Source organism: Microbacterium hydrocarbonoxydans, from assembly GCF_000956475.1.
GTDB lineage: Bacteria > Actinomycetota > Actinomycetes > Actinomycetales > Microbacteriaceae > Microbacterium > Microbacterium hydrocarbonoxydans_A.
In genome coordinates, this window is sequence record NZ_JYJB01000010.1 from 208,997 (window position 1) to 220,736 (window position 11,740).

Consider the following 11,740-nt stretch of genomic DNA (forward strand, 5'->3'; position numbering starts at 1 on the left):
TCTCGCGCAGGCGTCAGACAGTCCGGACTCCGAGTCGAGCTGTGCCCGCCGATCTCGTGGATGTCCTGACCTTTGTGTGGGTGGAGCGGCGAACCCCACGCGCGCAACGTCAGGGTGATGCCCGCGTACCGATGGTGCACGTGCGGAGAATCGCCTCAGCCACAGTTCGATAGGTTCGCCGGCTGTCACGTGCTCCGCGCGGTACGGGTGAGCTGCGGAGGCGAAGACGATCGCGTCGCGCACGGCGTCGCCAATAGGAGTGCCATCGGTGGTCAACGCATCGAGCGCGGCCCCAGAGATGTCGTCAAGCGCGACGCTGATCTGCGCGCGCGTAGGTGGCATTCGTGGATCGCAGGTAGACGCGGGCAGCAGGCCGAGCGGCGAAACATCTCAGTCCTGAGCGCGGCACAGCTGAGGATGACCTGCCGCTACTGGAACCTATCAGTTCCAGTTATCGGCGAACGTCATGCAGTGCGTTAGCGACGCCACCAGCTGGGGCGGTCGCGCATTCCCGGGTGCCACGCCCGTGGCTGTGGCGAATGCTGGCCGTGCTGGTCGTGGGAGTCGCGACCGTTGCTGTAGTCCTTGTGGGGCGCTGAAGGGTTCCAACCCTCCATGTACGGTCGCAAGTCCTTGGCCGATGGCTCCGCGTCGAAGACGCTGTCGTCGAGGTGCGCGAGGTTCACGATCGGGTCGAACTCGTCTGCCCGACGTCGCGCCCATTCCAACCACTGCTGCAACCTGGGGTGATCTCCCAGCAGGCCTTTCGCGGTTGCTTCGGCCTCGAGCTGCCTCGCGAATTCCCGGAGCTCTTGCGCTCCTTGCCAGCTCTCGAATGCCTGCGCGAAGATCACCTCTCGCTGGACGAGGAGTGCCTTCTCGCGGGCGCGTTCGCGTATGGCTTCCCATGCTCGTCGCTCGGCAGCCTTCTCGCGCTCATGCTCCTCATGTGCCTCGGCACGTCGTTGCTTCTCGCGGTCGGCTGCATCGACGTCGTCGACCACGCCCTTCTTGATCGCGCGTGCGATCTCGCGGACTCGGGTCTCGAGTGGCTTCGCCTTCTCGTCGGACCAGCTCTCGCTGTTGCGTTCGTATGTGTAGCTTTGGCGGCCGAGGTCGACACGGTGCGAACCATCTCGTTCGATCTTGAGATGCAGCCGGCCGGACGGCACGCTGTCGAACTTCGGGATCTGTTTCCAAGGCGAGCGCCGGAGTTCTCGCTGCTCGGCGTCGGTGAGCACGTGAGGCACCTCGTCCAGCAGCTCGGTGAGCTCCAGGCTTCGGCGGCGGGTGTCGACCTGGATGAAGAGCTTCGGTGTCTTGAGCTTCTGGTTTACCGCGAGCCTCAGCTCGTGCGCGCGGAGCTCCTCGGCAAGACCGAGCACGACTTCGATGGCGCGGGGGCGAAGTGTCTCGCTGATCGAGTTCAGGATCGACGTGTTCTCCAACGCGGTGCGGAGCACGTCGAGATTCGTCGTGACGGTGCGCGCCGTCGTTCGGATGCGGTCCCAGTTCGTGGTGTCCGCCGGAGAGCCGGTGCTGAGCATGACCACGATGTCGCCCGAGCTGCGTCCCGTGAAGCGCAGTTCCTGTCCGTCCGGAACCAGGTGGTGGACCCTGCAGGCGTGCAGCACGCGTCGATAGCGGGCGCGGACCGACTCCGCCGGGTCGGGAACGGTGAGCTGTCCTTGATTCTGGAGCTGCGTGATCAGCGCTCTCGCCTCAGCGAGTGTTGCTGACGCGCCTTCGCCCAGATCGACCTTCGTCGGCTTCTCGCGGCGTGAGCGAACAGCGGGTACGACAGTGGCCGGCGGTTCGTCGCTCGGCGGGTAGCTCCCGTGCTCCAGGTAATGCTTGCCAGCCTCTGTGACCGTCGCGGTCCACGTCCGGCCGTGGCCGGTGACGGTCGCGAGGCCTCGGGACTTGAGCGCAGCGGCACTGATCTTGTGCACGTTGTCGTCCTCGGGCCATTTCCCGGCGGGACAGCCGTCGGCGATCCACTGCAGGACCTCCAACTGTCGGTCATTCACAGGCCGGTTCATACGAGCAACGGTATCGAAAGCCCCCGACGCTGGCCCGCCTGGTGTTTCGCGCTTGAACTTCCCTACTGACCGGAGATTGCCTGAGAGTCGGAGGATCACGACTGGCGGCGCACTAGTCCTGCTCCTGCTCGCCGTCCTCCCGCCGCGCTTCCTCGATCGCTTCGAGCATGCACCGCTTGTGCGCGTCCACAGCAGACCGGTCGACCGGATGGTCGACGACGAACTCGTCCAGACTCATCGCCATCTCATGCTCCCTACCGAACGTCGTCGAACGGATCGACGACGCCCTGCGGCCCGTGCTCCGGGCAGGTGAATGCGATGCGCACGCCGTGCTGCTCTGTGATCATGGGCTCCGGCTCGCAGTCGCCGCCGCAGACCGCGCAGGTGCGGTAGTCGTCGTCGCGTGGGACGCGGATCTCGAGTCCGTCCGGGCCCTCGAAGCGCTCGTAGTCCATGGGTCGAGCCTAGGGGAGAAGCGCCGCGCGCGGGCGGACAACCGGAACTTATAAGTACCTGGAAGCCATGAGTACCCGCCGCGACGCTTGAAAGGTGTCGAAATCCCTCCGATCGGTCCTGGGCGCGCAGCTGCGCGAACTCCGCCGGTCCCGAGGGCTCACGCAGGAAGGCCTAGCGGAGGAACTCGGCGTCACACCCCGCTACCTCGCTGGAATCGAGCGCGGTGAGCGGAATTTGACCTTGGACTCGGTCGACGCGCTGGCTGATCAGCTCGGTGTCGAGCCGCTGTCGCTCTTGAATCCGATGCGGGCATAGCGGGCCCCGAGTCACCCGGTCTCCCTTCTGTCGCCGCGCGGCACTCCGCCTCAGTCCCTGACCTCGTCGACATTCGTTCTCATGTCGGATTCACTCGATAGATTTGAAGTTCCTGGATTGGCCGGCGTTAGGGCTAATCCAACTTGGTGTGCGGCAACCGCAAGCGCCACCATGGCGAGATCGAGGAGCAACAAGTTCAGTGACGATCACTCAGCAAGAGCTCGAGTCCCGGTTGTGGGCCGCCGCCAACGCACTGCGTGGCCCGGTCGATCCGGCCGACTTCAAGACCTACGTCTTCCCGATGCTCTTCTGGAAGTGGATCAGCGATACCTGGGTCTACGAGCGCGAGGAGGCGCTCGACGAGTACGGCGACGAGCTTGACGACGAGATCGAGGCGGACTTCCACCGCTTCGAGCTGCCGCCGGGCACAATGTGGGACGAGGTCACCGCCACCGTCGTCAACCTCGGCGCAACGATCACGAAGACCTTCCAGCGCATCGAGAAGGCGAACCCGAAGTCTCTGGCCGGCGTGTTCGGCGATGCCTCCTGGGGCAACAAGGAGCGCATCCCGGAGTCGGCGCTGCTCGGTCTGATTCAAGCGTTCAACCAGATCCGCCTCGACCCGTCGACGGTCTCACACGATCTGCTCGGTGCCGGCTACGAGTACCTGCTGAAGAACTTCGCCGACGAGTCCGGCAAGAAAGCAGGGGAGTTCTTCACCCCTCGCGAGGTCGTGAACCTTCTCGTCGGGATCCTGCAGCCGGAGCCTGGCGAGTCTGTCTACGACCCGACCTGCGGCTCGGGCGGCATGCTCGTGGCCACGATCAACCAGCTTCGGGAGTCCGGCAAGGATCACCGCACGCTCCGGGTCTACGGACAGGAGATCAACCTGACCACCGCCTCGATCGCTCGGATGAACCTGTTCCTGCACGAGATCGAGGATTTCGAGATCAAGCGTGGCGACACTCTCCGTGCGCCGGCGTTCAAGGATACCCGAGGGGCTGTCCGCACCTTCGACGTCGTCATCGCGAACCCGCCGTTCTCCCTGGCGAACTGGGGAGCTGACCGCTGGGCGGCGGATCCGCGAGCGTTCTGCGGGGTGCCCCCGGCGAAGAACGGTGACTTCGCCTTCGTCCAGCACATGGTCTCGTCGATGAACCCGGGCACCGGTCGCGTGGGCGTCGTCATGCCCCACGGTGTGCTGTTCCGTGGCGGGGCCGAGGCGAAAATCCGGCAGTGCCTCATCAAGGAGGATCGTCTGGAGGCGGTCGTCGGCCTGCCTCCGAACCTGTTCTACTCGACGTCGATCCCGGCCTGCCTGCTGATCTTCCGTGAACGGAAGCCCGCCGAGCGCAAGGGTCACGTCCTGTTCATCGACGGCTCAGCCCGGTTCGACAAGGGCAAGAAGCAGAACGTCATGTCCGGGGACGACGTCAAGGCCCTCATTGACGCGTACCACACAGGCCAGGACCCAGATGGCGAGGACGGCACGGAAGTCCGGCTGGTGCCGCTCGAGGAGATCGAGAGCAACGCCTTCGACCTGAACATGGGGCGGTACATCAAGGTCGCCGCCGAGGAGACCGCCGACCTGGGTGCCGCGCTCGTCGCCTACGCGGATGCGCGCCAGCGCCGCATCGATGCCGAGAGCGCCATGTTCGAGCGCCTCGCTGCAGCGGGTATCGACCTGAGCATTCTCGAGGTGCCCGATGACGAGTGAATGGACACCGACGCGGCTGGGAGAAGTGACACACCAGGTCCAGGACTCCGTCAAGGTCGCGCCGGGTGAGGAGTATCCGCTCCTCGGAGTGAGGTGGTACGCGGAGGGTCCTTTCCTTCGCGAGATCGTGACCGCGGAGACGTCTAAAGCGACACGTTTCAACCGAGTTCAGCCTGGGCAATTCATCTACAATCGCCTTTTTGCCTGGAAGGGGTCATTCGGACTCGTTAATGACAACCTGGCAGGTTGCTATGTCTCCAACGAATTTCCACTGTTCGTCTGCGACCGCTCGCGACTATTGCCGGAATTCTTGAAGGTGCACTTCCAGCAGCGGTCTGTGTGGTCTTTCGTCGAGCGCGCGAGCACTGGCACGACTGCTAGCCGAAACCGGTGGAAAGAGTCACAGTTCAACGACTACGTAGTCGCTCTTCCGTCGGTAGTCGCACAACGTCGTATCGTCGACATTGTTGCCGCGGTGGACGCCCAGATCGAGGCGGTCGCGACCGAGGTGGACAGGCTCGAGCGGACCGCTTCCGTTCTTGGCACCGTGCTACTTACCCCCGAGCCCCATTGGGAACGCACGACCATCGGCGATGTTGCGGTCACGGCGACTGGGAGGGCTTTTCCCGATCGTTTCCAGGGCGAAGCGAGCGGGATGCTACCGTACTTCAAAGTGTCAGACATGAATCTCCGAGGGAACCAGCGGGAGATGCGTGTTGCGCCCAATTGGCTGACCCACGAGACCATCAGTGAAGTCAAGCCTCGCGTTTGCCCCGCTGGAACTGTGCTGTTCCCCATCATTGGTGCTGCTATGCGAACCGAAAAGCGCCGAGTTCTTGTCCAGCCATCGGCGTTCGATCAGAACATCATGGGCCTGATCCCCCGTGAGCGTGTCACAACTGACTTCCTGTTTGCTGTCATGTCGAATCTGCGGCTTGGCGAGCTGTCGCAGAGCGGAGCCGTCCCATCGGTCAATCAGAAGCTCGTCTCAGCGATCCAGTTCGCACTCCCGCCCCTCGAGGAGCAGATAGCGATTAGTGGGCAACTGCGGGCAACGTATGCGCAAGCCGAATCGCTTGCAGATGAGCTCTCTCGTTTGCGTGACTTCCGCTCCGTTCTCGTGAGCGCTCTCCTGACTCAGGAGATCGAAATACCCGACTCCTATGACAGAATTCTTGAGGAGGTGCCGTGACATGGGTTTCACCGAAGCGAGCACAATCCAACGGTCTCTGATCGAGTGGGCAGAAGAGGCCGGCTGGGAGTATCTCCGCGGCGATGAACTGCCCCGTGACGAGCACGACGTGATCGTCGAGGGCTGGGCCCGTGAGGCGCTGCTCGCGCTGAACACGGAACTCGCTGATGATCCCGAGTCTGCAGAGCTTGTGCTTCACGACCTCAACCAGGTGGTTCTGGATGCGCACAACGGGTTGGTCGCGGCCAACGAGCGTCTGACGGTGATGCTGCGGGGGGACCACTCGTTTCCGACCATCGACGGGGAACATGTGCCGCGTCGCCTGATCGATTTCGAGAACCTCGACAACAACCGGTTCACCGTCGCCGACGAGGTCACGATTGCTGGTGCAGGTAGGCCGCGCCGCTTCGACGTCGTCTACTACGTCAATGGCTTCCCACTGGTCGTCGTGGAGACGAAGACGCCTGTGAAGCAACAGGTCTCGTGGGTTAACGCCGCGCGCGACATCTACGGCACCTACGAGGAGGAGTATCCGAACTTCTTCGCGACGAACGTCTTCAACGTCGCGACCGAAGGTCTGGAACTCCGCATGGCTCCGATCCGTGCCGTCCCGGATCCCGCCTCCGAGATCTGGGCACCGTGGGGGTCGACTGAGGACGACCCGAAAGTCATCACGGGTCCTGCCCGCGTCGAGCGCGCGGCACGGCTGCTGCTTCGGCCGGAGACGATCCTGCCGATGCTCAAAGACCTGGCGATGTTCCGCCACGCGCGGGACGCTTCCGAGGTCGACCTCAAGTTCCTGCCCCGGTACCCACAGTTCGAGGCGGCTCTCGGCATCCACCAGAAAGTTCTCGACGGCCGCCCCGGCGGCCTGATCTGGCACCACCAGGGTTCGGGAAAGACTGAGCTGATGGCGTTCGCCGCGGCGCGCCTGCTGCGGGACCCGGCAGTGACCGAGGTCTTCGGCGGCGCGCCGACGGTCATCGTCATCGCCGACCGGAAGGATCTGGTCCGGCAGACGGCAGAGATGTTCGAGACCGCGGGCATGCCTCGCATGAGCGTGCCCAAGAATCGGCGTGAGCTGTTCGCCCTGCTCCGCAGTGGTGAGCCCGGGGTCGTCATCACTACCGTGCACAAGTTCGCCGAGGCCGGGCACCTCAACGACCGATCGAACATCGTCGTCCTCGTCGACGAGGCGCACCGCTCTCAGGAAGGGAAGTTCGGCGAGGCCTGGCGTGCCGCGGTGCCGAACGCCAAGTTCTTCGGCGCGACCGGCACCGCGATTCAGGACAAGGACCGATCCACCTTCAAGCTCTTCGGAGACCCCGACGACCCCGACTTCGTCATGTCTAGGTACACGCCCGAGCAGTCGATCGCCGACGGCTTCACGAAGCCGGTCATCGTCGAGGGCAGGTCCGTCGGCTTCAGTCTGGACAAGGATGCCCTGGACGAGGCCTTCGACGAGCTCGCGAGCGACGAGGCCCTCGATGAGGACGAGAAGGTCTACCTCTCTGGCAAGGCGTCCCACATCGAAACGATCCTGTCGAACCCGGAGCGCGTCGCCGCGGTGTGCGCCGACATCGTCGATCACTTCCTCGCTTACGTCGCACCTCTGGGACAGAAGGCGCAGGTGGTCGCATACAACCAGAGGCTCGTCATCGCGTACGCCCGCGCCATCGAGGACGAACTCGTGCGGCGGGGTGCGATCATGCCGGACGGTCAGCCCCGCGAGGTCGGAGTTGTGATGCACGTCGCCGACAGTAAGGACACTCCGAAGGAGTACCGGCAGTACCTGCTTACGCCCGAGCAGGAGGAAGCACTGAAACGCCGCTTCAAGAAGGTCGACGATCCCATGTCGTTCGTCGTCGTCACCGCGAAGTGGATGACCGGCTTCAACGCGCCGATCGAGGGCGTGCTGTACCTGGACAAGCCAGCGAAGGACGCGAACCTCTTCCAGACGATCACCCGGCCCAACCGACCGTGGAAGAACCCGATCACCGGGCAACGCAAGGACTACGGTCGCGTCGTCGACTACATCGGTTTGGCGAAAGCCATCGGCAACGCCATCGCCGGTCCCGAGGCCAGAGGCGGGGAAGACGACAAAGTGAACGTCACGGACGCCTCCAAGCTGGCCGGGAAGTTCGTCACCGACCTCACACGCCTGTTGCACCTGTTCGTCGGGATCGACACCACTGACTCCTCGTTCGACTCGCTCGCCGAGGCGCACGAGCGGATCCCCGAAGACAGCGCCGGGCGCTCTGAGTTCGTCGAGACGTACGTCGCGCTGCAGACCGTGTGGGAGTTCCTCGACCCGCACCCGATGCTCACACCCTTCAAGCAGCAGTACTACTGGCTCGCAAAGGTGTACGAGTCGATCCGGCCGAAGGACGTCTCAAGAGCTTTCCTCTGGGCGCGCCTCGGTGCCAAGACCACCGAACTTATCCACGGCCACATGAACGAAGTAGTCGTGAAGTCGATGGCGTCCAGAACGGTCACCCTCGACGCCGCCGGGCTGGCACTGGTGAAGCGCATCGCAGAGCAGCTGCGCCTACCCGGCAATCCGCCTGAAGGACCTGAGCATCCCGACGTCTACCAGCAGGTGCTCGACTCGATCGAAGCACGGCTCCACCGGCGTCTGGCCGAGGGCGAAAGCCCGGTGTACAAGTCGCTCGCCGAGCGGATCGAGAAGCTGCGGGCGAAGGCCATCGAGAATGTCGAGGACTCACTTGCGTTCCTCGAAGAGGCGCTGAGGATCGCTCAGGACGTCGTCGCCGCCGATCGAGCAGTAGAAGCGGGCGACGAAGACGCACTCGAGCGACTCGCGGATCCAAAGCGCGGCGTCCTCACACAGATCGTCGAGGAGAACACTCCACCGGGGCTCCATCAGATCGTTCCCGAGATTGTCGATCGCATCGACGCGATCGTCCATGAGGTCGCCTACACCGGCTGGACGTCGAGCGACGCGGGAGACAAGGCCGTTCGAAGAGAACTGCGCGCGGTGCTGAAGAACTACGGCCTGCCAATCAAAGGGGATCTGTTCGACCGGATTTACCAGTACGTGCGAGAGAACTACTGATCTCTGAGCGCGGTGCCTGTTCAATCCCGGCTGAGCTTCCGAAGGGAGCCCGGCACATCTCCAGGTTGGCGCGTCAGACGCGCCCACGGACGGTCGCGAGCTGCGGAGAATCTCGCCGCGACGTCCGATCCCCTCGCTAGAGTCGTCTGAGACTCGAGGGGGATCTGCATGAGCGTTCTATACCGGGCCGTTTGGTCGGACACTTCGACCACCGACCGCGTTCTCGCGGTTGAGCGACTGAAGCGGTGCGTGGCAGCCTGGACTCAGGAGTCGAATGAGCCTGAGGCGCTTTCCGAAGGGCAGAGCGACTTCGACGTCTCCCAGGGAAGGCATCGTGAAGTGGTGCTCCGGTCGCTCGGGGAAGACGGCTTTGAAGTCACCGCAACCGACCAGGTGTTCGGCGACCCGACCGACTGGGTCACCGTCGTTCGCGTTGTGGCGGATGACGATGGCATCCACACGCTCGTCGAGCTCAGCATGTCGTCGGAGGACCTCGCCCGCCGCGTTTCCGTCGGTCGGCCGAAACTGGTACACGATCTACTCGGTGCAGTTGAGAAGCCGCACCTTGGCGGGAGTGGTCTGCTGACGGAGCCCCTCGCCCTGCCGGCCATCGGGGTCGGAGTACTGACCGACATGCTCGCGAATCCGGCGCGAACTCTCCCGATCATCGTCTGCGCGGAGCCGAACGGCAGGCATGATGGCTCCTGGCTGCAGACGGCCTCGACGATCGCCGCGCGCGCTGAGGGAATCGCGGCCGTGGTCACTCTCGACCACGCGGCCGTCGCGGCGTTCAAGGATGAGTTCGGGCAGCTGGCGATCTGGGACGGCGGCATCCGCATCTATGCCCCGGGCGTCGTGACCAAGCACTCCGACGGGTGGCGTCACCGCTACTACGTCCGGTCACGACTCGAGGAATTCCTCTGGAGCACGGTCGACAGGATCGTCTACTCCGTCGCGCAGCTCTCGACGCGGCGTCGCGTACCCGACGCGTTCCGCGTCTTCGGTCAACAGAACGGGCTGCCGGCCGACGCGCTTGACGGCATGGTGCCAGTGAAGGATCTCACGGAAGCCCGTGACCAGTGGGAGTTCGAACTCGAGGTGGCCCGCGACGAGCAGAGCTCGGTCGAGCGCGAGCTCGCTAGTGCGAACGGCCACCTCTCCCGAATAAAGGACGCGCTGCTCGCTCAGGGGCTGTCTGATCTCTTCTGGGGATCCCAGCATGCCGAGGCCGCGTCCATCCCTGATGAGGTGCAGTACACCTCGGAGGCCGCTTTGGCCGCCCAGATCTACCTCTCTGAGTGGCTCTCGGTGCCGAACTCCGCCATCCGGGAGTTGGACGACATCGACACCGCGGCTGAGGCGTACAACTGGGGCAACAAGACTTGGCGTGGCCTTCGCGCTCTCGCGGCATACGCCAAGGACCGAGCCGAGGGATGGGACAAGGGCGGCTTCTGGGAGTGGTGCGCATCTGGTCCCGTGCTCGGGTGGCCGGCCACGCCCAAAAAGCTGGCGATGACCGAAAGCGAAGGCGTGCAGAACGGCGGCAAGTTCAAGGGGACTCGCGACTTCAAGATCGACACCGAAGTCGACCCGACCGGCGTCATCACCATGCTTTCGCACCTCAAGATCTCGGAAGGCGGAGGCAACCTCGCGCCCCGGGTCTACTTCCACGATGACACGAGTGGGCCGACGAAAAAGGTCCACGTTGGATTGATCGGGCCGCATTATCTCGTACCGAACAAGTCGACCAATTGACGCCGCTTGGTCCGACCGAGCAGCCGCCACGAGTCCCTTGATTGGGCTGACGGTATGGACCACCGGATCTGATTCAGGCACCGGAGGAGGGGCACGCGAGGATGACGTTGACGCTTGATCCGATCCTGCGAAGCGCAGGGATCGACCCGTTTGAAGCCCAGGTGATTCGGCACGCCTACGTGAAGGAGCACGAGGACACCGGCCTGCAAGGGATCAACGCCGACTCCACCGACGAGGAGATCCTGGTCTACACGAGCCAGCAGTCCGCGAATCCTCGGATCTTCCCGGTCATGCCGCCGGCGATCTGGGTTGTGTTCGTCCGCGAGGGCGGCGACCGTGCCCGCCTGTGGTCCGTGGTGGAGAACCGCGGCGAGATCGCGAACGACGGCGCGCTCAGGTCATTCGATCTCGTCGTGTCCGACCACATGGCGGACCTCAGGAACCGTCTCGTGATCGGTTGGAGATCGCCTCGCACCTGGCGGCTCAACGGAGCCACCGCCGCCGGATACCCGGTGATGGAGATCGCCGATGCCCAGCCGGTTCCGTTCCCAGGGTTCGATCGGCTCGTCCTGGATCACCAGCAGCTCCAAGCCGTGATGCGCGAGCACCGGTACGCGGCCTGGCGCACTGCACTGGCGTCGGTGGTCGGCGTCTACCTCATCACCGACACACGCGACGGCCGTCACTACATCGGTAAGGCCGACGGAGCCGAGAACATCCGGCAGCGTTGGAACGCCTACGCCACGAACGGGCATGGCGGAAACGTCGAGCTGCGCGGTCTCGACGCGTCGACATTCCGATTCTCGTTGCTGCGGGTGTTCGATCCGGCGACCCCGACGCGCGAAATCGACGCTGCCGAGAGCCATTCAAGCTCGCGCTCGACTCTCGCAGGTACGGGCTGAACCGAAACTGATCCGCGATACTAGAGGAATGTCTCGCAATTCTTCGCCTGCCGCCGTGCAGATCGGCAGCAACATCGCGAACGCGCGGAAGGCGTTGTCGATGACGGTGGACCAGCTCGCCGTCGCGAGTCGGATCGACTCGTCCAACATCCGTTCGTACGAAGCCGGCCGCGCGATGATGAACGTGCGATCTCTCGTGCGAATCGCAGAAGCCCTCAAGGTCGATCCAGGTGTTCTGCTCGATGGCGTGGTCTCGGAGATGTTCGTGACTTCAGACTGAGCAGG

10 protein-coding genes are annotated in these 11,740 nt (G+C 64.0%); 7 read left to right on the forward strand and 3 right to left on the reverse strand.

What is annotated here, in order from left to right; translation table 11 throughout:
- Window positions 1–476: 476 nt before the first annotated feature.
- The 3 genes from RS84_RS13550 to RS84_RS13555 are packed head-to-tail and all read right to left on the reverse strand — an operon-like array spanning window position 477 to window position 2,497.
- Window positions 477–2,141, reverse strand: a complete 1,665-nt coding sequence (locus tag RS84_RS13550; protein WP_152641834.1) for a hypothetical protein — start codon at window positions 2,139–2,141, stop codon at window positions 477–479.
- 13 nt (window positions 2,142–2,154) lie between these two features.
- The gene (locus tag RS84_RS19705) at window positions 2,155–2,286 is read right to left on the reverse strand and encodes a hypothetical protein (RefSeq protein WP_268748619.1); all 132 of its coding nucleotides are present in this window, start codon (window positions 2,284–2,286) and stop codon (window positions 2,155–2,157) included.
- A 10-nt stretch (window positions 2,287–2,296) separates the two neighbouring features.
- Window positions 2,297–2,497 (reverse strand): hypothetical protein, encoded by a 201-nt coding sequence (locus tag RS84_RS13555; RefSeq protein WP_045258354.1) that lies wholly within the window; start codon window positions 2,495–2,497, stop codon window positions 2,297–2,299.
- A gap of 94 nt (window positions 2,498–2,591) precedes the next feature.
- Between RS84_RS13555 and RS84_RS13560 the strand changes: the two genes are divergently transcribed.
- From RS84_RS13560 to RS84_RS13590, 7 genes are all read left to right on the forward strand, one after another.
- Window positions 2,592–2,813: a helix-turn-helix domain-containing protein gene (locus tag RS84_RS13560; RefSeq protein WP_045258355.1), complete on the forward strand. Its 222-nt coding sequence runs from the start codon at window positions 2,592–2,594 to the stop codon at window positions 2,811–2,813.
- A gap of 199 nt (window positions 2,814–3,012) precedes the next feature.
- A complete protein-coding gene (locus RS84_RS13565) occupies window positions 3,013–4,530 on the forward strand; it encodes a type I restriction-modification system subunit M (RefSeq protein ID WP_045258356.1) in 1,518 nt (505 codons plus the stop codon).
- On the forward strand, window positions 4,520–5,722 hold the full coding sequence (locus RS84_RS18745; protein ID WP_082062193.1) for a restriction endonuclease subunit S: 1,203 nt from the start codon (window positions 4,520–4,522) through the stop codon (window positions 5,720–5,722). Before RS84_RS13565 ends, RS84_RS18745 begins: the two co-directional genes overlap by 11 nt.
- Window position 5,723: 1 nt before the next feature.
- Window positions 5,724–8,798 (forward strand): type I restriction endonuclease subunit R, encoded by a 3,075-nt coding sequence (locus tag RS84_RS13575; RefSeq protein WP_045258357.1) that lies wholly within the window; start codon window positions 5,724–5,726, stop codon window positions 8,796–8,798.
- A gap of 249 nt (window positions 8,799–9,047) precedes the next feature.
- A complete protein-coding gene (locus tag RS84_RS13580; RefSeq protein ID WP_045258358.1) occupies window positions 9,048–10,553 on the forward strand; it encodes a hypothetical protein in 1,506 nt (501 codons plus the stop codon).
- A gap of 101 nt (window positions 10,554–10,654) precedes the next feature.
- The gene (locus RS84_RS13585) at window positions 10,655–11,455 is read left to right on the forward strand and encodes a GIY-YIG nuclease family protein (protein WP_235281496.1); all 801 of its coding nucleotides are present in this window, start codon (window positions 10,655–10,657) and stop codon (window positions 11,453–11,455) included.
- A 28-nt stretch (window positions 11,456–11,483) separates the two neighbouring features.
- On the forward strand, window positions 11,484–11,735 hold the full coding sequence (locus tag RS84_RS13590; protein ID WP_045258359.1) for a helix-turn-helix domain-containing protein: 252 nt from the start codon (window positions 11,484–11,486) through the stop codon (window positions 11,733–11,735).
- The last annotated feature ends 5 nt before the right edge of the window (window positions 11,736–11,740 follow it).